A 23,045-nucleotide genomic window follows, 5' to 3' on the forward strand; every position below is an offset into this window, starting at 1 on the left:
TATCTGTCGTAGTTAGACCGGCACGGGGGCGCGATCGATGACTTGTGCCAGCACGTCCGTCAGGCACTGCGCGAGATCGACACCTACTGGAGCAGTTGTACAGCGCCACGCAACGTGCTGATCCGGGCGCAGCAGGATTGCGCCGTCATCCTGGATTTCGCGTACGTTGCGCCATTCGCCCGAAGGATCGCTTACCTGTGCGTCGTCGGCGATGACCACCACCTCGACGGGCATACCGAGCCTGTCAGTGGTCTCCTTTGCCGCCGTTTCCCAGATGTCCGGCCGGCCGGTAATAAGCACAAAGCGATCAGCCCGTGCGAGATCAAGGCTGGAAATTTTCTGCGCCCCGCGCGCCAGCCATGCATGCGCGATGCGATGGCCGGGGCGCGTGGTCGGAACGAAGCGTTGACCGAGCGGGTCGCGAGGCGGAGGCGATGTGTTGTCGCTCACGAGCGCACCGGTGTCATACCGGATGCCGATTTCGAGGTCGTGCGCCTGATATTCGGTTTGGTGAACCTTCATCAGTTCATTGAACCGGGCACGTCGTGCATCTGCGTCGTCGCCCTCGGCGAGCAAGGCCTTGAAGTTTGCCTCGCTGCCCCGCGGATCGCCCGGCACGATGCCGATGGCTGCGTTCGTCACCTGATAATTTCCGAACGTGAACAGTGCCCAGTTGACGTTGCGCTCGGCGACCGGGCGACGTTCGCTCTCATAGCTGTCAAGCAACCCGGCGCCGGCCCGGCCCCGAATCACGGCAGCCAGTTTCCATGCCAGATTCTGTGCGTCGTGCACAGCGGAGTTCAGGCCAAGCCCCGTCGTGGGCGTGTGTCTATGTGCGGCATCGCCTGCCAGAAAGACGCGGCCAAACCGATAGCGATCAGCCAGCACACCTTGCACGATCCATTTGCCGACGCTGAGCACGCTAACGTCGAGATCAGGAATCTTCAACAATGCGCGGATGCGAGGCACGAGCGTAGCCGCCTCGTAATTTTCGCTGCTGCCGGGCTTGAAACTGAAGTGGAACATCCATTCTTCTGAGCGACGGTCGAACCGCGTCGGGCCCAGCTTACCCAGCACGCCGCTACCCCATGCTTTGGTGTCGCCTTCGGGATTCGCAAACCAGAACGTGCTGACGTTGTCGTCGTCGATATAAGCCGACAGATCTGCCGCGAAGTAGACGGTCACCATCTCCAGCAGTTCGGGCGTACCTTCAAGACGCGCACCGACGCACGGACCGACCGTTTTTCCACCGTCGGCAGCGACGACGTATTGAGCGCGAACCTGATAGTTTTCGTCAGCGATGCGGTCACGCACGGTCGCGATGACCTCGGTCTCGCTTTGCTCGATCGACAGCAACTCGTGACCGAAGCGCATCTGCGCACCACCCATCTGCTCCGAATGCGCCTTGAGCAGCGGCTCAAGGCGCACTTGCGGATAAACGGTGCTCTGGCACGGACTATCTTTCTGATACGTAGACGCCAGGGAACCGCCGCCCCAGGCTTCGAGTTCGTAAAGCGTCTTGCGGTCCCACGGGCGATCTCCGCCCAGACTCGTGCACCAGCGCATCTTGCTGACGTATTCGATCGGCAATGATCGTGCGTAGATTGCGTCGGCAAGGCCGTATTGACGAAACACCTCCATCGTGCGCTGATTCAGGTACCGCGCCTTCGGCATCGGCGACTGCTGCGGGTGCCGCTCGATCAGCAGCGATTCAACGCCAAGGTTGGCCAAAAAAATAGATGTGCTCAGCCCGCAACCGCCTCCACCGACGATCAGTACCGGTACATTGACTTGTTTCAAGATTGCTCTCCTCATCTTCAGCAGCTTGCGCAACGGCTACTGGCCGAGCCGGCCGCGCAACTCCGTTTTCAATACCTTGCCGTAACTGTTTTTTGGCAACTCATTGGTGAACCGGTAGTGTTTCGGGCGCTTGAAACGTGCAATGTGCTGCACACACCAGGCGTCCAGTTCGTCGCGGGTCGTTTGACGGCCCGCGTGAAGCACCACGAAAGCCACGGGCACCTCACCCCATTCGTCGTCTCGCTGTCCCACTACCGACACTTCCGACACCGACGGATGAGCCAGCAACGTTTCCTCTACCTCTCGCGGATAGATGTTGGAACCGCCCGAAATGATCAGGTCCTTTGATCGGTCCTTCAGCGTGAGAAACCCGTCCTCGTCGAGACTGCCGGTATCGCCCGTGTAGAGCCAGCCGTTGCGGATCGCGTCGCGCGTAGCGGACGCATTGTTCCAGTAGCCGGACATGACGGCGGCGCCGCGAACAACGACCTCGCCTGTTTCTCCTTTCGGGGCGGAGCTTCCATCTTGCGCCACGACGTCGACTTCGACGAGCGACTGTGCGACACCTACCGAAGCGGCACGGGCCAACCAATGAGCATGCTTCCGATCTGAGAGATGGTGACGTCCGAGTGCGGTAATTGTCATCGGGCTTTCGCCCTGCCCATAGATTTGCACGAGGCGCGGACCCAACACTTCCAAAGCCTGCTGCAGGTCATTCACGTACATCGGTCCGCCGCCATAGATGATGGTCTTGAAGCCGGCGGGATCGGCATCGACCGCGCGGAAATGATCGACGAGCCGTTTGACCATCGTCGGTGCCGCGAACATCGCGAGAGGTCCGGCGCGCGCGGCCAGACCAGCCAACTCCTCGGGCTCGAATCCACCCGACCGCGGCACCACGTGACGCGCGCCTCGCAAAATGTACGCATAGTGGTAAAGTCCGGCGCCGTGAGACATCGGCGCTGCGTAGACCATTGCGTCTTCGGGGCTGACATCGTCCACGTCAATGCAATAGCACGCCGTCATCGCCATCAGGTTCCGGTGTGTCTGCATGACGCCTTTCGGTCGCCCAGTTGTTCCGGATGTGTAGAACAACGACGCGAGATCGTCGGGCTGACGGTGATGCAGGTCGGTCGGTGCATATTCGACCGCATGCAGGTATTCGTCCGAGCCGAACACGACGCAGCGCCGCTTACCGCATTGCATGTCGCCCAATGTCGACAGCAACTCGCTCGAAACGAACAGCACGTCGGCCCCGGCGTCATCCAGGATGTACTCCAACTCTCTGGGATGCAGCTTGCAGTTAGCGGGCACGGAAACGGCACCTGCCCAATAGATGGCCTGAAGCGCCTCCAGATATTCGGGACGGTTGGCAGAGTAGATGGCAACCCGGGCACCAGGCCGTACGCCGCATTGCTCGCGAAGGAAACCCGCTAGTGCCGCCACGCGTGCTGCAAGTTGCCCGTATTCGAGCCAGGGTTCGTCGCCGTGCAGAACCGCGAGCCGCTTGGGAAAGATCGCTGCCGTGCGCTGCAGCCAGCGCGCGATGTTCATCGGCTGCGCTCCAGAATGCTGACATAGCTCGCCACCGCGGAGCCTCCCATGTTGAAGACGCCTGCGAGGGAGGCATCGGGAACCTGCATCGCGCCTGCCGTATTGGTCAGTTGCATCGCAGCGATCACGTGCATGGACACGCCTGTGGCGCCGATCGGGTGGCCTTTCGCTTTGAGGCCGCCCGAAGCGTTGACCGGAAGTCGCCCTCCACGGGCAACGACCCCTTCTTCGATAAGACGATGGCCTTGGCCAGCAGCGGCCAGGCCCATCGCTTCGTAGCTGAGCAACTCGGCGATCGTGAAGCAATCGTGAACCTCGGCGAACGACAAGTCGTCAACCGCGCAACCGGCACGCTCGAGTGCGCCGCGCCAGGCACGCTTCGGACCTTCGAACGACGCAGCATGGCGGCGCCCCAGCGGCAGATAGTCGTTGACCTGCACACGGGAACGGATTGATATCGCACGAGGAAAATCTGCGGCCGCATCGCTCGAGGCAAGCACCAGTGCCGCAGCGCCGTCGGAGATTAGCGAGCAGTCGGTCTTGCGCAGCGGTGGCGCAATCATCGGATTTTTTTCAGATACGGTATTGCAGAACTCAAAGCCGAGATCTCGCCGCATATGCGCCCACGGATTGTCGACGCCGTTCGCATGATTTTTTGCGGCTATACGCGCGAGCGCCGACGAATGGTCTCCGTACTCCGCGAAATAGTCCTGCGCGATTGAGGCGAAGATTCCCGGGAAGCCCCCGGGTGGACTTCCCGCCTCGCCCGAGTATGCGCAGTTACCAAGAATCCGCGTAACATCTTCGCCGGATACATCGGTCATCTTTTCGGCGCCGATTACCAGCGCGGTACGCGCACGGCCCGCCTCGATCGCATCGCATGCCGAGTAAATTGCGGCGGCGCCCGACGCGCAGGCGTTCTCAACACGCACCGCCGGCTTCCATCGCAGCCCATCGCTGCAATTCAGCGTCAGTGACGAAGCGAAGATGTCCGGGACAAGACCACCATTCAAGTTGCCCAGCCAGGTGCCGTCGATTTCTTCGCCTTGCAGGCCCGCATCCTTCACGGCTTCGCGGCCGGCCCGCACGATCAGATCCTCTAGGCTTGCGCCGTCGAATCGGCCAAACGGCAAGTGCGCCCAGCCTACAATCGCCACTCCCATCGCGTTCTCCCATCAGTGTGCTTTTGGGAAATTTACCCGCGTCATCACCGGGATGGCAGTCGTCGAATTACATTAGGGTGAACACCGGTAAGATGCGTCTTAACTTCATTTCATTAATCCGCGTTTCTCCGGGCGTAGGACTTACAACGTGGCAACGTGGCGCAGAGGTAGTGCAGAAGGTCACCGATCGCGCCCGAGTAGCTTGCCGATCAGTTCTCCCGTCGTCATGGCTGCATACTTGCGCATAAGCCGGGCACGGTGTGCTTCAACCGTTCGATGACTAATTTGCAGCTCGCGCGCGATCTGCTTGCTGCTTTTTCCCGTCACCAACAGTTGCGCGACCTCGCGCTCGCGCCGAGTCAGGTCGCGGGTCACCCGACGGACCGACGAAATATCCTCGAATGCCCAAATCGCAGTTGCAAATGGATCGTCTCGGTTCATTGAGCGCCCGGAAACGTGGCACCAGAACGGGCTGCCATCAAGCCTTTGCATGATGCGCTCATCAGAATAGAAGCCCGTCTCCTTCATCACAAGCCATGCGCGCTCGCCGATGTGTCGAAACTCGTCCTGGGAGGGGTAGAGGTATTCCAGCGAGCGTCCAGCCAGTTCGTTGGGCGCACACCCAAAAATTTCACCGAACGTGTAGTTGCAAGACACGATGACTCGCTGCCTGGACAGGAGCAGGCCAACGGGTGCCATGCGAAACGCCTGCGCAAGATCGTCAGGCAGATACGGCGACTCACCGGAACCCACGTCGGTAGCCAGTCTGTCATCACTGGAACCCTCTCCTTCCTGGTTGACGGTGGGCGGCGCCGCCTTTATGGAAGCGACTTCGGATCCAGCAGAAGGATGCGCGGTACGGGATTGTCCGTGGGATCCGGATCGTTTTACCGGCCTGTCCATGTTCTGCCATATCCGGCCGACAGTGGAGGCGGAAACGTTAGACTCTCGTGCGACGTGACGGGCGCTGCTTACTGCCGTGACACCGTCGGGCTTGCGAGATGCAATCGCAGCCACCGTCGCTTCGCCGATTCTTTGGGGAGCCCCGCTGCGAGGAAGATCCGTCAAGCCCTGCAGGCCATCCATGATGAACCTTCTGCGCCATTTGGAGACTGTGTGCGCCGTCGACTGAACGCGAGCGGCCACATCAGCATTGTCCAGTCCCTCTGCACAAGCCAGGACGATTCGGGCGCGAAAAGCCAGCGCTGGACTATTGCCGCCGCGCTGCGCGAAGTCGTTGAGCGCGGCTCTGTCCTCTGGACTTAACGACAGATGCAGTTTCGGCCTTCCTTTCATCGCCTGGGCTTCAGCCGCCGGACAGGTCAATCGGCCAGACGACTTATGTAACGAACATACCAAGCATCATACCCGTTGAACTGATACATAGGCTCCGTCCAGCCGTCGGACTTTCGCGGTCTCTGTTGCGTGCACCGTCGGCTTCGCCAAGGAAAGCAGGACAAGCAGAACATTGTCGCTGCCGCATGCCGCGTGGTTGGTTAGAACCGTTAGCTTGCATGACTAGGACTGTACGGGCGGTAAAGGGCGGGCAGTAAAACAACCAGCGCAAGCGCTCTTGACTGGTAAGCACGACTTCAGGTCATGCTTACTGCGTCTCAGTGCGCATTGCGAGCCAAGTGGTACGTCGTGCAATTCAGTCGAGGATCTTTAAACCTTCAGGAGGCTCGCACGGTATTGTTCCCATATTGGCCGGCACTGAAATTTCCAGGAACTCGAAATCTTCCGAGATCGCCGTTTCATTGTGTTTGAGACCAGGTGGAATATAAAGCGATTCGCCAGCGCCAACCCGAATAACTCGACCATCTTCGAACTGAAGATCTATCCAGCCTCGGAGGGTGAAAATAAACTGCGTTTCGCAAACATGGTAATGCCAACCGGTCTGCTGCATCACGCCTGTCGCCACGGTCACCTGCGCCCTCATTCGACCGTCTGTGGCGTCGGAAACACCGAGATCCCGATAATTGAAGAATGTTCGGCGACCTGCTACTAGTGGGGCTGTTTCCGTCGTAGCGTATGCGAGTTTCTCTAAAAGATCAGCGGAGACGTTTGCGGCCTCGGGGGAAAGGGTACCGCTGTAGTGTTCCATTGAATGTTCCTGAATTTAGCCGGTGGGTGCCCAGGTGTTCTCGTCAAGGCGAGGTCAAGCTTTCGCGACTCTAAAGCCAGCGCAAGATTGTGAAAGGCTCACAGGGCAGCGCGTGTCTCTTCATTGAGCCTCCATCGAATTTACCGGCTTGGGTTAAAGGCAAACAGTCGCAGAATTACATCAGGGAAAACCCTATTAATTCTTGCGTTATCCGCTACAGGCAAGTCGTTGTACTTCTTCGGAACGCCGAATGGATGTGTGACGGAAGGGCATTCGCTGTTGAGGAAGCGGCGTAACGTTGGACGCATGAGCGCTCGAAGGTCGCCTGGGCGGCGGCATCCTCTAAGGGTTGACGAAGGGATTTCGGGGATTCAACTCCTGGAGCATCGGTTCCGCCTTCGGACATTTCTGCCAATTCCGTCGCTGCGTCTGGAGGCGCGATCGACTGCTTAACCTTGGGAAACGGGCGTCCGGGTTAAAGACGGTGGACGGCGGCTCAGGGTCGCAAGTACTCGTTCGCTTTCCGCGGGACGAGTCATTCGCGACCACCGACCTGTGAATGACAGGAAGGCGCCCCATACCCGTCTGACCGGCACCGATGCTCGAATGACGGCTCAGGCCGATTCGGGTAAGAAGACCGGATGGAACCGGTGTGGCGGAAAAATAACGGCAGACAATATATTTCCCATCAACTCAAGGGGAGTTTGTCATGGGAAGCATTCAAAACCGGGAGCCTTGGAACAAGGCCAAGCTGATCGGTCAGAAGCCGCCGTTGAAGCCAAAAGACGTCTGGGCAATCCGGATTCACCTGCAGAACGCGCATGCGGTTCGCGATCTTGCGTTATTCAATCTTGCGATCGACAGTAAGCTGCGCGGTTGCGATCTCGTCAACCTGCATGTCCGCGACGTGACTCACGGCAATCAGATACTGCCGCGTGCGATGATCATGCAGAGCAAGACTAAACGGCCCGTGCAGTTTGAGGTCACGGAGCCAGCTCGCACTGCCGTTGCTGCATGGATTGAGAAAGCCAAGCTGAGGTCCGATCAGTACCTATTCCCGAGTCGGCTTTCTCGCTCGCCGCACATTTCAACGCGACAATACGCCAGGATGGTTCATCAGTGGGTCGCTGCAATCGGTCTTGATCCGACCGCTTACGGCACGCACACGATGCGCCAGACGAAGGCCACCTTGATCTACAAGCGGACGAAGAATCTTAGAGCCGTTCAACTCCTGCTTGGTCACAGCAAATTGGAAAGCACTGTTCGATATCTCGGGATTGAGGTCGACGATGCCCTCGAAATATCTGAGCAAACTGAAATCTAACATCGGGACGTGGCTGCGCGACAGGTTGCTCGCCGCCAGCCGCGCTTGCGCCACGGCTAAACTTCGCTTTTCGACCAAGATCCGTCATCCACCGCCAAGTTCGCTGGCTCCGTAGCTGGAACGCCCGGTGCACCATGGTCTACCTCGCTTTGTTGCCGGTGGGCGCCGCAAAGCGCAAGCGGCTCTTCACTCGTTCGGCCAGGAAAGAGACCGCCTTGTACGTCCGGTCGGCTATCATGCCTATCCTCTCCGAAGTAGCTCCTTATGATTTCCGTCCGTAATGTCACGCTGCGCCGCGGCGTCAATGTCGTACTCGATAGCGCGTTCGTCACCTTCACCCCCGGCGAAAAGATTGGCCTTGTCGGCCGCAATGGCGCCGGTAAGTCGTCTTTCTTTGGCCTTCTCAACGGCACGCTGCACGAAGACGGCGGCGAGTTCTCGATTCCCGCTTCGTGGAAGATGGGCCAGGTCGCGCAGGAGATGCCGGAGACCGAGCAGAGCGCGACGGACTTCGTCATCGAGGGTGACGCCATACTGCTGGCCGCGCAGGCCGAAGTAGCTGCCGCTGAGGTCAGCGACGACGGCATGCGCATGGCCCACGCCTATATGGCCCTGCACGACGCCGGTGCACACGATGCCCCCGCACGTGCCCAGGCGCTGATCCTGGGACTTGGCTTCAGTGCTGCGCAGCTTGGCCAGCCGGTCAACAGCTTCTCCGGCGGCTGGCGCATGCGACTGCAACTGGCGCGCGCCCTCATGTGCCCATCCGACCTGCTGCTGCTCGACGAGCCGACCAACCATCTCGACCTCGACGCGCTGGTCTGGCTGGAAGCCTGGCTCAAGCGCTATCAAGGAACCCTGGTCGTGATCAGCCACGACCGCGAATTCCTCGACGCGGTGACGCAGGTGACGGTGCACGTCGACAACGCCAAGCTCGTGCGTTATGGCGGCAACTACAGCAAGTTTGAAGAGATGCGCGCAGAGCAGCTCCTGTTGCAGCAAGCCGCGGTGGCCCGGCAGGCGGACAAGATCGCCCATCTGCAGAAATTCATCGACCGCTTCAAGGCCAAGGCGTCGAAGGCGAAACAGGCGCAGAGCCGGGTCAAGGCGCTTGAGCGCATGGAGAAGATCGCACCGGTGCTTGCCGATTCGGAGTTCACTTTCGAGTTCAAGGAGCCGCTCAATGTCCCGAACCCGCTGTTGTCGATGCTGGACGCGACCTTCGGCTACCCCGCGCCGACCGGCGCACTGCCGGGCACGCCGCCCACGGTCATCGTGCGGGGCATCAACCGTTCCGTGCTGGCCGGGCAGCGCATCGGCATTCTCGGTGCCAACGGCCAAGGGAAGTCCACGCTGGTGAAGACGGTGGCGCACGCGCTTACGCCGATTACCGGCGAAATCAGCGAAGGCAAAGGCCTGAACATCGGCTACTTCGCCCAGCAGGAACTCGACGTGCTGCGCCCGCTCGACACGCCGATGGAACACATGATCCGCCTTGCCAGGGACACGCCGGTTCAAATGCGCGCCCCCGGCCAGAGTGGAACCGAACAATCGCTTCGCACCTTCCTCGGCACCTTCAACTTCAGTGGCGACATGGTCCATCAGGCGGTTGGCACGATGAGCGGCGGCGAAAAGGCGCGGCTCGTGTTGTGCATGATCGTGTGGCAGCGTCCCAACCTTCTGCTACTCGATGAGCCCACCAACCACCTCGACCTGGCCACACGCGAAGCGCTAGCCATGGCGCTCAACGAATTCGAAGGCACGGTGATGCTGGTCAGTCACGACCGGGCCCTGCTGCGCGCGGTATGTGATGAGTTCTGGCTGGTCACCAAGGGCGGCGTCGAGCCCTTCGACGGGGATCTGGACGATTACCAGCAGTTCCTGCGCGACGAAGCCCGTCGCATGCGCGAGCAGGCTGCCGCAGAGCAGAAGGTCATCGCCTGAGTTATCTCTTGGCGGGTGGCGCGCGTTGCATGGCGGGCGACGCGCGGACGTTCGCCAACGTCTTCAGCATTCGTGCGGACAAGCGCGCTCCAATGCAAGATATCGGCCAGCAGCGGCCATTTGTGAGAAAAGCTCGAATGGCTGAAGACAAGCTGAGATCGGACAACCCGCCCCGCGTGGCGTTCGTTCCGCCGAAGATATGTCCGCATACCAGAAGCGGCACGGTACGATGGTGGCCCTGAGGCAACCGTCAGTCTCTTGACCTCGCATACATCGTTGATGGGCGCAGCCCTGTGAATATGCCCCAGAGGAGTAGCCCATGCCGTCCGAGCACGCCGATGTCTTGTCACAGGTACTCAGGCTGATTCGCCTTCGCGGAGATCATGTTTTCCACGGCGAGCTGGGCAGTTCCACCGAAGTGATTTTTCCGCCAGGGCCGGCAACGTTTTTGCATCTGCGTGCCGGCGAACTGTCGGTGTCTCAACGCAATGGCCCCTCCGTGACGCTGCGGTCAGGCGACTTCGTTCTTTTGCCACATGCGGACGGACATACGATTCGAAGCAAGCCGGGCCGGAAAGCACATCAACGCTTCGAGGCGGCGGTGGACTTTACCCCCAGCAGAGATGCTCAGACGTTCAAATGGGCGGCTGATGACGGCATGGCAGGATCCTTTCTCGCAGGATCATTCTATTTTGACGGGGCGCCGTTACGCTCTTTGCTCACCGGGCTTCCCGGTCTGATTCATCTGACATGCGACAAAGTCAGCGAGCCCCCTTGGCTGGCCTCTATCTCGCATTTCCTTGACGTGGAATCGCGTAGCGCCGGCCCAGGGTCATCGCTGATGATCTCGCGGCTTATTGATCTACTCGTTATCCGCACCTTGCGGATGTGGGTCAGCCAGCAAGGCGATCGGCTCGGCTGGCTGTCCGGACTTAGCGACGAACGCGTAGGCCGTGCGTTGAACGCAATGCATCTGGAACCTGACCGTGCATGGACGGTCTCGGCCCTCGCCGAGACGGCGATGATGTCGCGATCGACGTTCTCGGATCGCTTCACGGCGGTGGTGGGACTTCCACCGTTGCGTTACCTGACACGCTGGAGATTGACAATCGCAGCAGACTTGCTAAGCGGAGGGACCCTGAAGGTGACCGAAGTGGCCCACGGTGCCGGCTATGGTTCGGAGGCTGCCTTCAGTCGCGCCTTCAAGGAGGAGTTTGGCTATCCACCGCGTGACGCGCATCGAATCGCACAGACCGGGGCCTTTGTCGCGCGAAGTGCGGAACTCCTTTGAGAGTCCTCTTTACACCGTTGGCTTGATTCGTCAGTTGAAACTGTCATTGCGGCGGTTTCCTTTCAATGGCATCGCGTCGGTCCCCAGGCGGCGCCGATCTGCTCGCTTGTCCGAGTGCGTCGATCGTACGATGGATCATGCAAATCAGACGCCGAGATATGGTCAGTCTCGAATACATTCTTTAGAGTGGATAGCCAAGGTCCTCCGGTATCTGAATAGGAGGAAAGGCTCTCACGCACTATGGTTCGGATCTCTCATGCTCAGGCAGCTCAGACGGTTTGCGATAACACTTCTCGTTTCAGCACCCACGCTTCCGTCATGCGTCTGGATCGGAAGCTGGAGCGGAGCCGCTAGCTTCACCGTCGTATAGGCGGCATGAAGGCCGGGCATGCCGCGATGCATAAGTAACGTCGGCTGATCTCGGGCAATTCGTCGATCTGGTGCCGTTTAGTTCCGCCCCAACATAATGGAGTTCTGGATTCCTAAACGGAATCGAGAGATCGAGGCATGCCCACGGATCTTTCAAATGCAGGTTTCAATTCACGACATCGGCACCGATGTCTCTTCAAGGAAGCAATGTAGATGAAACTCATCCTCGCTGTTCTCGCCATGTCAGCATTCGCCTTTGGTACCGGTGCGATGGCTGCGGAAAAGCCCCCCATCGTTCTGGTCCACGGCGCTTTCGAAGACGCCCAGGTCTGGGGTTATGTCACATCCAGGCTTCAAACCGACGGCTTTAAGGTGGTGGCTGTTGATCTGCCAGGGCGTCCGGGCGCGCCAGCCACACCGGACAAAGTCAGCCTTGACCTCTATCGCGACACCGTGGTCGCAGCGCTGAACAAGTCCCATCGCCCGGCCGTCGTGGTCGGTCACAGCTTCGGCGGCATCGTCATCGCCGACGCCGCGGAAACGGCACCGAAGAAGATCAAGACTTTGGTCTTTGTTGCTGCCTACCTGCCGCAAGACGGCGACTCGCTCGTTTCAATGGCCAGTAAGGATGCCGACGCCAAGATCGGCCCGCACCTGCAGATCGATAAGGAAAAGGGCATTGCCTCCATCGAATATCCGGCACGTGCCGATCTGTTTGCCAATGGAGGTCCTGACAAACTACGCGAGGCAATCCCGGATCTGATCCTGGATGAACCCGTCGGCCCGCTGGCTACGCCTGTACACGTGACTTCCCCCAACTTTGGTCAGGTCGACAAGGTCTATATCCACACAGCCATGGACCAGGTCATCAGCCCCTCGTTCCAGGCCGAGATGGTTGCCGCCACCCCCGTGAGAGCCGAGTACTCCCTGCCGACCGGTCATACGCCGTTCCTCACCGATCCCGACGGTCTGGCAAAGGCGATCGAGGCCGCTGCGAAATAGGCGGCTTACGGTCGGTCCGGGGAAGCGAAGGCGGGAGGCTTCGTCATCCCGCGCTTTGCCTTCGAGTGTGTTGCTCTGGGCAGAGGGCTGCGGTATCCGGGCTTCCGCGCACCGTCCTGCAGGCCGCTCTTCGATGGTCTGTGCCGGGATGCTCTTTCCAATAGAAGCATACGCGTCCGTTGTCTTCGACAATTTCTCGTGTTTTCAAAAGGCAGAACCGATATGTCCCGTCTTCAGATACCCGCCACGATCGCAGATGCACCAGCTGCTTCTCAGCCCTTCCTGGAGGCCGTCAACAAGAAACTGGGTGTTGTACCGAATCTGTTTCGTCTGATAGCCAACAGCCCCGCGGCGCTAGAGGGGTACCTCGGTCTGGCCGGAGCCTTGGCAAAAGGCGCACTTCCAGCACAAACCGGCGAACGTATAGCTCTCGCCGTCGCCGAAATCAACGGCTGCGACTATTGCATGTCGGCGCACAGCTATTTAGGAAAGAACGTGGCGAAGCTTGACGATGCGGAAATGTCCGCCAATCGAAATGGCGGCTCGAATGAACCAAAGGCTGCCCCTGCCGTGCAGTTCGCCGCGAAGGTCGCGCACGAACGTGGCCGCGTATCCGACGAAGATCTGCGCGTCCTCAAGGAGGCCGGCTACACTGATGCGCAGATCGTCGAGATTGTCGTGCACATCGCACTGAGCGTCTTGACGAACTACGCCAACGTCGTTGCAAACACGGAGATTGACTTTCCCGTAGTGCGTACATATCAGGGCCTGAACAACGGGACTCGCACGCTTCTTGATACGTGATGCGTTGACCGAACTGATCGATTGCGTCAATGCATCGTAACCAGGACAAGCATCCGCGAGCGTATCGAGCCTCAACCGACGAACGTCGTTCGGTGTATCGGACGGTTGAGCTCACTGCATCGCGCTAATTTCATCAGGCCAAGTCCATTTCCTTTTCACGTTACGTTGAGCCCGAACATGAACGTATCCGAACGCCTCGCGCAAGCGGGCCTAAAATTGCCATCGCCCATCAACCCACTTGGGTCCTATCGAACGGTTTCCGTTTCGGGGAATCAACTGTATGTATCGGGGCTCGGCCCTTTCGAGGATGGCAAGCCAATCGTCGGAATGGTCGCCCGCGATATTTCTCTGGAAAAGGCTCAAGACGCGGCGCGCCTAACGATGCTCATGATCTTGGCCTGTGTCGAACAGGCCTGCGGACTCGACAACGTCCGGCGATGCAGCCGGCTAACAGTTTACGTGCGTACAGCACAGTCGTTCACCCAGCATCCGCAAGTGGCCAATGGCGCCAGTGATCTGTTGCTGACGCTGTTTGGGCAAGACAATCTGCCGGCTCGAAGCGCGCTGGGAGTGCATTCGTTGCCGATGGGCATCCCGGTTGAGATTGACAGCATCTTTGAGTTGAAGGGGTGACGGGCATGGCTCGACGCCGCGCACATACGAGCGCAATGACGCGAAATCCGCATCCCCGGCGGGAGGAGTTAAGCTCACGCCAGAAAACGGACGTAGGGATTTAAAGATTTCCGATCAGCCGATCGAATATGCTGGGCCTGGTGTCCCGAGGTGGTCGTCCAACTCTACGACGCGATGCTCGCACTCTACCCCGACCACGCTAATCCGGGCTCGCTCTGGGGCGCGGCGAACTCCGCCAGGAAGGCCGCGTAGGATTGCTCCGCACCACAACGAAGCTATGGAATCCCCAAAGGAATGCTGACCATGCACAGGACGTTATTGGCCGCTGCCACCACCTTGACCGTCTCCGCCGGATCTCTCGCGGCTGCTCCTGCCGCTTACAAGGAGCCGCTGGACGCTCAGGCCTTGAACACGATCAAATCAGAGTTCGGCGAGCTCATGGAATTAGCCAACCGGCACGATTTCAAGGCTCTGCACGAGATGTTCTGGCAATCCCCCTCGGCCCTTCTCGTTGCCAAAAGCGCAATTCCCTCCGAGGGGAACTGGGCAGGCTTCTGGGGCAACGAGGCAATCGATCGGAAGCTGCACGACATCGGCACCTCCGGCCCGGTCGTCCTCCGACCGGATTACTCAAAGCTCAAGGTCGTCGGCTTGACGCCGGACGTAGCGCAATCCTACGCGCCGGTGAACATCACGGTCTCGTATGCAGGGCAGGACGGAACTCCCAAGCCGTTTCTGATGATCATCAACTGGATAAAGGTCGGGAAGGACTGGAAGGTTGCTTCTGAGATCATCCTGCCCGTACCTCCTGCACCCGTCGCAAAGGGTTAGGCCTTCGCGTGCCGGTGTGCGGAATCCAGACTGAGACCTGGCTGCTGGCAGCAGGTCTCGCTCTATTTGACGTCCGTGAGCTGCAGTATCGAGCGACGGCTCAACTCCGATACCCGCCGTTGCACCTCTGACCGCTCGACTGTCAGCAATGGGGTCGCCAGTACTCGTTCACTCCAACGATATCTGACATTCGCATTAACGACGGAGCGAACGGCGGCAATGCGCCTATGAACTGCCTCACAGCGGCCGACACTCCAACGGCCGCAATGGCCGACGACTTGTCGTCATGCCGAAAGCATTGACACCTTGGAAGCAGCCGCTAACCTCTCGTGAGTACCACAGGGTGTTGAGGGTCGCGAGGCGCCTGATAGATTGATATCCCTTTGTCCGGTCTAAGTTTCAGGCGCTTAGCGGTTGTTGTTTGAACGGCTGTGCGTCAGCTCCCCGACCAAGTGTGGATTCCGTTCGACGCTCGAGCGACGCCTTGCGCTTTTCTTCAGCGGTCGCGATGAAGTCGGACAGTTCGCGCTCCATGGCTGAATCTTTGGCACCCGGTTTCCACGTCGCGGCACTGTGCCGCCTACGCGTAGTTCTAGCCAGCGCGAGTGCTGACATCGCGGCCTTCGCACACTCATATTGGACCTGACCGCAAAGGTCTATCGGCTCGCCGAACTCCCGAAATGCCTCCAAGTACTCTCGGGCAGCGTGCACAGTAGCCGGGTATTCACGCAACTCGGAGATAACTCGGCGGCTCAGGACGTGCCACTGCAGCCTGTCCGGATAGGCAAAAGCAGGGATGGACACGCCCTTGCTGGCTTCGCTGCTGATAGGGCCGCCGGCTCCGCTGCCGCCCAAACAGCCTTATGCATCATTGTCCGACAGCTTCGAGCGTAGCTTTCCAGCGATAACGCCAGCTCCAATGCAGTGTCGCGTCGCTGACGCCTGCGCTCCCGGGCATCTCGCGCCGAAATCCACGCTAGTGTCACGACAGAGCCGACTGCTGCCGACGCTAGTGCCAAAGTTATCGGAGCGTTCCAGCTAAGTCGCTGGAGAGATTCAAGCCATTCCTGCCGCATAGAGCGCGCCTCGGAGAAAGAGGTGCACAGAGTATACGCAATCGTTTGCGGGAGTATTCAGCGCAAAAAATGCGGTGTGCATTTTCGCCACAAACGGTTCGATCGGGCGACCCCATCTTGACAGATCGGACCGAACCCTGGTAATCGTCCGCCCAGCATCATCGGAGAGGCCGCCCAAATTTGGCGCTGCTTTACTTCTTTAAGCGGACGGGGCGTCGGCGTTGGTCCGAACGGTGGCAGCGGGTCCGCCTGTTGCCGCTCATGGGAAGTGCCGTTCGATTGCTGGACGATCGACAAGGTTCGGCCAACGACGGGCGATGGCCCACGGTTTCACGCGGACGTTCGGATGCCGGCTCCGCCCAGACAACGGACCTTCGCGCGCGGATCATGTCAGTCGCGTCGTCGGCCGTACCCGACATTCAGATATGGAAATCTGTGAGTCGGCTGCATGTTGCTTTCCCGACATTCGCCCCTCGGCAGATGCGAATGTCGGTTCTCACTGCAAGCGGATGCGTACTTGCGGTAGAGTCCGAAACGTTGCGAGATGCTATTCGTAATCCACGGGTGCGTGTCCCGCCTTCGTCGGCAACTACGTGCCAGCTGTGACCAGTATCACGGAACGCAGGACAGGCTACCTATATCGAGATGTGGCGCGGTAGCAGTCCGCCCCGGGACATGCTAATCATGACACTCGATCCGATCTCGTTCACCAGCGGTCTCCTTCCTGTTTTTTTACTGCCAACCGAAGCACCGTATAGCTCGATTGTGAGACCGGCGGCGCAAATCATGAACTAGCGTCGTTCCGGCGTGACTCGCAGTCACTGCGATCCTCACCTGGATCGGCACACTTTTCGCAGATCAGCCGTAGCAGTGAGACTCGCCATCATCCATTGCAATCGCAGCTCTGCGGCATGCACAGCGCGGCGAAGCGCATCGCGGGACTCGCTTCGGTGGGCGGGAATACGCACCACCCACCATTGTCATGGCGGAAGAAAAACATCGACAGCATGCCGGTCGGGCGCCGCGTCTGCACCAGTGCATAGCGCCGCCGGTTCGCCGGCGTGTGCCCGAAGCGCATGACGCGGACGGGGTTCGCCAGTCCCAGGCCAAGCCACTTATCGACCAGCGAGTGCAGGGAGTTATCGGCGGCGCGCATGACTGCTCTCCTTCGGCTGCAATGGATATACCGTGCCTTGACCCGGTGGCAGCGAACGCTCCTGATGGTGCGGGAGCGCTTGCACGGCAAAGATCCGAACTGCTGACCACGATCCAACAATAGCGACGCCGGATAAACACAATCTGAAATCTGCATTAAAAAATTTAAGGAATTCTTAGGGTTGCCTTTAATGCGCAGCCGTACTGTGCCTCCAACCTATCCGAGCGACCCGTTCCAGGTGCTCGCGAGACCGTCGCGCATCGCATTGCTTTTTGCAGCGAGACGCCAGTGCCCGCCTTCAATTCCCGTCACGCACTCGATCGAGGAGATCGTGTCCGGCAACCTGAGCCGGCGCCTGCCGGTGCATACGCAACACGACGACGTCGGACGGCTCGTGCACGTCGTCAACGGCATGCTCGACGAGATCGAGCGGCTGATGCACGAGGTCAAGGGCGTATGCGACGCGATCGCGCACGACTTGCGCACGCCGCTCACTCGCCTGCTCGCGGGACTCGAGCGAGCCCAGAGGCGCGCACGGACCGGGGCGGACTATCGTGCGGCCATCGACGACACGATCATCGAGACGGGCAGCATCCTGCACACATTCAATGCGCTGCTGCGCATTTCCGAGATCGAGTCCCACGCGCGCGAGCAGAGTTTCGCCCTCGTGGATCTCGCCACGGTCACCAACGACGTCGTCGAGTACTATGAACCCACCGCCGAAGACAAGCGCGTCACGCTCGACTACCACCGGGCGCCGGACGGTCCACTCGAACTGCATGGAGACCGTGACCTCCTGTTCGAAGCGCTGGCCAATCTCATCGACAATGCGATCAAGTTCGCGCCGGAAGGCGGCCATGTATCGATCCAGCCGTTTCACGACGCGACGGGCATCGGCATCACGATCGCCGACGACGGCCCCTGGCTCCCGCCCGAGGAGCGGCAGGCGGTGCTGCGGCGGTTCTATCGCGCGGAGACGAGCAGGCATACAGCCGGCAGCGGCCTTGGGCTCAGCCTCGCCGCCGCCGTCGCGACGATGCACGGGTCGGCGCTACGCTTCAACGACGTCGCGACCGGCTGCAGCATCGCGCTGTATGCGCCGCGCGGGCGGAACGCAGCCGCACGGCCCCGCGCGAATAAAACGCTTCTGCTCAGTGCAGCGTACGCAGCGCTTCATCGACGAACGCATTGGTGTAGGTCCGATCGACCTTCACCGACCCGTAAGCCGGATTCGCCGCGGCGAGCACCTGCCACTCCTTCGTCGCGCCGTCGTCCGGCATGCGTCCGTCGTTCGCGAACATCGGGATCTCCTCCTTCAACACCTTCAGATAAGCCACGCGGTCCTTGCCGCTGATCTCCGGCGGAATGACAGCCAGGAGCTGCTCGGGGGAATGGGAATTGATGTACTGCAGCGTGCGCACGAACGCGCCGGCCAGGTGCCGCGCAATCTCCGGATGCGCCCGAACGCGTGCGCCCGACATGTAGACCGTGCTCGACGGAAACAGCGTGCCCAGACTCCGGCGCGTGCCGTCGACCGACGTCAGGTCCGCGAACACCGTGGCCACGCCTTTCGACTGGTAGAGATCCCCGTCGGGCGTCGGCGCTACGACGAAATCGGCGCTTCCGTCACGCAGCGCGTCGATGTTCTTCTCCTTGCCGTCCGTCCCGAGCCGCGTGTAATCGCCGATGCCGTGACCGCCCGCCAGCATGAGCGCGTTCGCGACCGTGCTCTTCGACGACCCGGCGCCGCCCGCAATGAAACGCGCGCCCTTGAGGTCAGTCACGCTCTGGTATTTCTCCCTTGCCTGGTTCGCGACGAGCACCTTCGCGCCCGGCGTCACGCCGAGCGTGACAACGGCCTGCGTATCGATGCCGTGCGCCTGGTTAACCACGTTGTGATGGTAGTAGGCGACCACCGCGTCGACCCGTCCGTCATTCAGCATGTCGGCCGTCGACACGTCGTCGCGGATGTTCATGACAGTCACGGCCATCTTGCCGTCGTTCAGATAGCCGAGACGCTCCGCCAGCACCACAGGGAAATTGCGGATGGCCTTAATCTCGTCGACGAGCAGGACGATGCGTTGCCGCGCCGCATCGGCAGCGGGCGTGGCGGGTTCGGCGGCGCTTGCCTGCCCAACGACCAGGCAAGCGGCAACGAGCGTAAGTGCGATTTTTTTCATCGGATCTTCCTTGCGAGCAGAGAGCTCATTGACTTACGGCGATGGGATCGGCGATCACCACCTGTTCTTCGGTGCGCACGTTCTTCTTGCTGTCGCTGATCGCTTTCCATTCAGGGTTGTGCGTCAGGCGCTCGCGGACTTTGTCCACCACCGCCTCGCGCGCGCTGAGGGCCGCCTCGTCCCTGTACTGCAGGAGTACCATCGCGGTCCACTGGCGGCCGGCCGGAAACTGGCTCGTATAAAGCGAATAGCTCGACAGGACGCCCTCGTCCATCCATCCCTTGAATTGCGGAATCACATAGGCGTCCGCGTACTTCTCGTAGTCGCCGGCTGAGACCAGGGTCTTGTACGGGATGACCACGTAGACCGGATTCGCCGCCTTCGCGTCGAGCGCCTCCGCGCGTTTGGTATCAACCGGCGTCGTATGGATTGAAGTCGTCACCGCGAGCGCCTTCGCGGACAGCGCCGCGGGCTGCGCCTGCTCGAGCGTACGCCAGCGGTACAGGTCGTCGGGCGTCGCGAACGTCAGCAAGGCCATTGCGTCCCAGTTGTCCGAATCGGCATAGCGATTGAACAGCAGGCTGTATTGCCTGATTCGCCCGTCGTGCTTCCAGCGCGCGAGCTCGCGCGCGGTCGACTGCGCCAGCTCGTGGCGCAACGCGGGCCGGTTCGCGGGCGAGGTCTGGTAGGTGATGATCAGCGACAGCGCGTCGTTATCCGACGGCTCTGTCGCCCGCGCCGCGCTGGGGGGCAGCATGCCCGCCAGTACGACCGCGATGGCGAAGACACGGCCGATGGCCCGAATGGAGAGAAGATTCATGATGATTCGGTGAAGGTTGGGCATGGAAAGGGCTCCACGTTTTTTCAGAAATCGATCTTGGCCACCATCCGCACGCTGCGGTCCATTCCTGTGCCAAGCGTGCCGGTCTGCACCGAGTTCCAATAACGCTTGTTGAACAGGTTGTCGACGGCCACCCTGATGTCGACGTGCTTGCCGGCGATCCGGGTCGCGTAGCTGGCGCCGAGCGAGTAGATGGTGTAACCGGGGATGTAGCCCTGGTTCTGCGGGTTCACCGGGCGCTTCGTGATGAACGACGCACGCACCGTGAGCGACAGGCCGGGGAGCCAGAGCGGACGGTGCGTCAGTGCGATGTTGCCGATCCACTTCGGCGTATTCTCCGGCGTACGGCCCTTGATCGTCATGTCGAATTCCGGGTTCTGGACCGCGTGCAGGTACTGGACGGCTTCGGACAGCGACCACTGGCGCGAGATGTCCTGCGTGAGCACGGCTTCCGCGCCCCGGTATTCGATCGTGCCGTCGTTGGCGAAAATCTGCGTAGCCGGATTGGTCACCGCGTTCGCGCGCGTGATGTCGAACACGGACGCACTGAACTGCAACCACCTGAAGTAGTGATCGCGCACGCCGAACTCATACTGCGTCGACACCGCGGGCGCAAGGACCTGGTAGGCGTTCTTCGCGTTTGCGGGGGCGACGCCGCCATCCTCGATGCCTTTCATGTAGCTGGCGAACAGCGTGGTGGTCGGCAGCAGGTCGTAGAGAATCCCGAATGCCGGAGACCCGACCCAGGTCGCTGACGACACCACGCCGTCGTTCGACGACGACCGGCTCTCGCGGAAGCCGAGCAGCAACTTCCACTTCGACCCGACGCCGATCATGTCGTAGGTATAGAGGCCGGTATCCGCGTTGACCTGCTTTGGCAGCGACGTGTCGGGATGGGTCGGCACCGGAGTGGGCAACGGGATGGGATCGAAGATGTTGACCCGCTCCGGCAACACGATCGTGTTTTGTCTGGGTGTCTCGGCGATGCGCTCGCTGCGCGACACGCCGAACGTGATGTCGTGCGAGAGCGGACCCGTGGCGAATTGACCGAGCAGTTCTGCCCGCTTGTACTTGTTGAAGTAGACCTGCGTCACCTCACTGACGGTCGGGATGCCGCCTGCCCCGGTGAACACGTTGTATCCGCCGATCCGGGTCGTCGAGCGCGAGCGATCCGAATCCGACTGACCGATTTCGACGAGCGCCTTCCAGCCGGGCGCAATGTCGTAGTCGACCCGCCCCTGGAAGTTCGTCGTCTTCGCGGAGAAAACCGCCCACGGGCCCGACAGCAGATTCCTCGGATCGGGCACGCGCGGCAACGTGATGTGTCCGTTGACCGCAGTCGGCAGGCTGATGCTGCCCTGCTCGACGACGTCCTTCCGATAGGTCTCGACATCGAACTGGAAATGCAGGCGGTTGGTGACCTGCCAGTCGGCGCCAACGCTGCCGAACCAGCCGCGCCCATTCGCACCGTGCACACCATTTTCGAGGTGCGTATCGGATCCGTTCACGCGGAGGCCGAACTGCTTTTCGCTGCCGAATCGATGGCTGAGGTCGGCCGCGACGCCGAACTGCCCGAACGAGTTGCCGAGCAGCGCCACCGAGGCGACGTCCCTGTCCATCGGCGCGCGCTTCGTCACCATGTTGAGGATGCCCGCGGGGCTTGCAACGCCGAACATCAGCGCGTTCGCGCCCTTCAGCGTCTCCACGCGCTCCTTGTCCTCCGCCGGCACCGACATCACGTTCGCGGTCGGCAGGCCGCCGTTGAGCCGGTAGTTCGCGAACAGGTTGACCTTGATGCCGCGAATGCTGGCCGCGTCGGCAGGGCTGCCCGACGAGTTGGTCGGCGCGACGCCGGCCTGGTTCTTGACCGCGTCGGTCACGCCTTCCGTCGCGGTCTGCAGCGCGCCGGCGCCCATCACCTCCTTGGTCATCGGCAGCGATTGCGTGTTGCCGAGCGCCTGCGCGTCGAGTCGCGCCGTAATCACCGACGTCGCCGGCACGAGCTGCCTCGGTTCGTACAACTCCGCGGCATCGCGGATCCGCCCTCGCAATTCATCCCGGATCTTCTCGGCCTTCTTCACGAGCACCTCCTGGTCGTCGCCGACGCGGTACGGCATCACCACGCCGAGCGCGCCGATCGTAGCGCCGCCGGCGTCCTGCAGCGGCAGTTCCACTTCGAGGCGATCTCCTTCGCGGCCGACCTCGACATGCGGCTTGCCGGTCTCGATGACACGCCGGTCGTCCGCATCGGCAGGCTTGCCGATGCGCCCGATGTTCGACGCGATGATCGGATAGTCGCCGCCCCCGCCCGGGCGCGCCACGTGCATCACGAGCGCCATCACGTCGCGGCGCTTGCGGATCACCTCGTCGACGAGCGTCTGCGCGTACGGATTCTCCGGAATGCCTTTGGTCGGGAGCACCGGATCGAAGAGTTCGTTCCCGTAGCGGATCTGCCGGCTCAGCTCGTCGCGGATGAGTGCGCCCGCCCGGATCAACGCCTCCTTGTCGAGCCCTGACCCCGGCGGATACGGGAACGTCACTTCGACTTCGCCGATCACTTTGCGCGTGACGTCGAGCAGCGGCAGATGCACCTCGACGTTCTGGTCGCCTCGCTTGTTCACTTCCACGAACGGCGTACCGGTCTTGACCACGTCGAGATCGTCGGGGTCCGACTTCATGCCGACCCGGTTCGCGGACTTCGCTGCGACGATGACGCTTTCCGCTCCTCCGGGGGGGCGCATATGAAGATCCAGCTCGACGAGCTCCGGGTGCAGCGCAACCGTGCGGTCCACCAGCTGCTGCGCATAGAGCTTCGCATGTCCGGGCCGCGGCGCGAGTGCATTCTCGCGCGTGCCGCTGTCGGCCTGCGCGTAGAGCGCCGGGGAAAACATCGCCATGACGGCCAATGCCACCATCGTTCTTCCGATCACCGCGGTCTCCTCCAGCTTGTTTGCATTATCAGTCTTCGATCCG

Annotated in this window: 17 protein-coding genes and 1 pseudogene; 8 read left to right on the forward strand and 10 right to left on the reverse strand. The window is 60.8% G+C overall.

The window, feature by feature from the left end; all coding sequences use genetic code 11:
* Positions 1-12: 12 nt before the first annotated feature.
* The 5 genes from HDG34_RS19110 to HDG34_RS19130 all read right to left on the reverse strand — a co-directional run bounded on the left by HDG34_RS19110 (position 13) and on the right by HDG34_RS19130 (position 6,621).
* The gene (locus tag HDG34_RS19110; RefSeq protein WP_221309188.1) at positions 13-1,833 is read right to left on the reverse strand and encodes an FAD-dependent monooxygenase; all 1,821 of its coding nucleotides are present in this window, start codon (positions 1,831-1,833) and stop codon (positions 13-15) included.
* Between the two features lie 3 nt (positions 1,834-1,836).
* A complete protein-coding gene (locus tag HDG34_RS19115) occupies positions 1,837-3,354 on the reverse strand; it encodes an AMP-binding protein (RefSeq protein ID WP_184061710.1) in 1,518 nt (505 codons plus the stop codon).
* Positions 3,351-4,517, reverse strand: a complete 1,167-nt coding sequence (locus tag HDG34_RS19120; RefSeq protein WP_184061711.1) for an acetyl-CoA acetyltransferase — start codon at positions 4,515-4,517, stop codon at positions 3,351-3,353. Before HDG34_RS19120 ends, HDG34_RS19115 begins: the two co-directional genes overlap by 4 nt.
* A gap of 180 nt (positions 4,518-4,697) precedes the next feature.
* On the reverse strand, positions 4,698-5,813 hold the full coding sequence (locus HDG34_RS19125; RefSeq protein WP_184061712.1) for a LuxR C-terminal-related transcriptional regulator: 1,116 nt from the start codon (positions 5,811-5,813) through the stop codon (positions 4,698-4,700).
* Positions 5,814-6,168: 355 nt separating this feature from the next.
* Positions 6,169-6,621, reverse strand: coding sequence for a cupin domain-containing protein (locus tag HDG34_RS19130; protein WP_184061713.1), 453 nt, complete (start codon positions 6,619-6,621; stop codon positions 6,169-6,171).
* A 709-nt stretch (positions 6,622-7,330) separates the two neighbouring features.
* On the opposite strand from HDG34_RS19130, the gene HDG34_RS19135 reads away from it, so the two are divergent.
* The 7 genes from HDG34_RS19135 (at position 7,331) to HDG34_RS19165 (ending at position 14,819) form a co-directional block, all read left to right on the forward strand.
* On the forward strand, positions 7,331-7,945 hold the full coding sequence (locus HDG34_RS19135; RefSeq protein WP_184061714.1) for a tyrosine-type recombinase/integrase: 615 nt from the start codon (positions 7,331-7,333) through the stop codon (positions 7,943-7,945).
* A gap of 264 nt (positions 7,946-8,209) precedes the next feature.
* Positions 8,210-9,889, forward strand: coding sequence for an ABC-F family ATP-binding cassette domain-containing protein (locus HDG34_RS19140; RefSeq protein ID WP_184061715.1), 1,680 nt, complete (start codon positions 8,210-8,212; stop codon positions 9,887-9,889).
* A 319-nt stretch (positions 9,890-10,208) separates the two neighbouring features.
* A complete protein-coding gene (locus tag HDG34_RS19145) occupies positions 10,209-11,180 on the forward strand; it encodes an AraC family transcriptional regulator (protein ID WP_184061716.1) in 972 nt (323 codons plus the stop codon).
* Between the two features lie 582 nt (positions 11,181-11,762).
* Positions 11,763-12,551 carry an alpha/beta fold hydrolase gene (locus HDG34_RS19150; protein WP_018418538.1) on the forward strand — a complete coding sequence of 263 codons (789 nt, stop codon included), beginning with the start codon at positions 11,763-11,765 and terminating at the stop codon, positions 12,549-12,551.
* Positions 12,552-12,773: 222 nt separating this feature from the next.
* On the forward strand, positions 12,774-13,355 hold the full coding sequence (locus HDG34_RS19155) for a carboxymuconolactone decarboxylase family protein (RefSeq protein WP_184061717.1): 582 nt from the start codon (positions 12,774-12,776) through the stop codon (positions 13,353-13,355).
* A 177-nt stretch (positions 13,356-13,532) separates the two neighbouring features.
* The gene (locus HDG34_RS19160; RefSeq protein ID WP_026225479.1) at positions 13,533-13,988 is read left to right on the forward strand and encodes a RidA family protein; all 456 of its coding nucleotides are present in this window, start codon (positions 13,533-13,535) and stop codon (positions 13,986-13,988) included.
* Between the two features lie 294 nt (positions 13,989-14,282).
* On the forward strand, positions 14,283-14,819 hold the full coding sequence (locus HDG34_RS19165) for a hypothetical protein (RefSeq protein ID WP_260321228.1): 537 nt from the start codon (positions 14,283-14,285) through the stop codon (positions 14,817-14,819).
* A 399-nt stretch (positions 14,820-15,218) separates the two neighbouring features.
* On the opposite strand, the gene HDG34_RS39240 is transcribed toward HDG34_RS19165, so the two are convergent.
* Both HDG34_RS39240 and HDG34_RS19175 read right to left on the reverse strand, forming a co-directional pair.
* Positions 15,219-15,353, reverse strand: coding sequence for a hypothetical protein (locus tag HDG34_RS39240; RefSeq protein WP_260321229.1), 135 nt, complete (start codon positions 15,351-15,353; stop codon positions 15,219-15,221).
* Between the two features lie 1,425 nt (positions 15,354-16,778).
* Entirely contained in the window at positions 16,779-17,051 is a 273-nt protein-coding gene (locus tag HDG34_RS19175) for a hypothetical protein (RefSeq protein WP_121317629.1), read from the reverse strand.
* 190 nt (positions 17,052-17,241) lie between these two features.
* On the opposite strand from HDG34_RS19175, the pseudogene HDG34_RS19180 reads away from it, so the two are divergent.
* Positions 17,242-18,093: pseudogene (locus HDG34_RS19180) on the forward strand (sensor histidine kinase); the annotation flags it as partial.
* Positions 18,094-18,202: 109 nt separating this feature from the next.
* On the opposite strand, the gene HDG34_RS19185 reads toward HDG34_RS19180, so the two are convergent.
* From HDG34_RS19185 to HDG34_RS19195, 3 genes are read right to left on the reverse strand one after another with little or no spacing between them, the layout of a single operon-like run.
* Positions 18,203-19,231 carry an ABC transporter substrate-binding protein gene (locus tag HDG34_RS19185; RefSeq protein WP_184061718.1) on the reverse strand — a complete coding sequence of 343 codons (1,029 nt, stop codon included), beginning with the start codon at positions 19,229-19,231 and terminating at the stop codon, positions 18,203-18,205.
* A 25-nt stretch (positions 19,232-19,256) separates the two neighbouring features.
* The gene (locus HDG34_RS19190) at positions 19,257-20,174 is read right to left on the reverse strand and encodes a hypothetical protein (protein ID WP_260321230.1); all 918 of its coding nucleotides are present in this window, start codon (positions 20,172-20,174) and stop codon (positions 19,257-19,259) included.
* The gene (locus tag HDG34_RS19195; protein ID WP_311734792.1) at positions 20,096-23,002 is read right to left on the reverse strand and encodes a TonB-dependent siderophore receptor; all 2,907 of its coding nucleotides are present in this window, start codon (positions 23,000-23,002) and stop codon (positions 20,096-20,098) included. Before HDG34_RS19195 ends, HDG34_RS19190 begins: the two co-directional genes overlap by 79 nt.
* Positions 23,003-23,045 lie beyond the last annotated feature (43 nt).

The sequence above is a fragment of the Paraburkholderia sp. HC6.4b genome (assembly GCF_014200875.1).
GTDB classification, from domain to species: domain Bacteria; phylum Pseudomonadota; class Gammaproteobacteria; order Burkholderiales; family Burkholderiaceae; genus Paraburkholderia; species Paraburkholderia tuberum.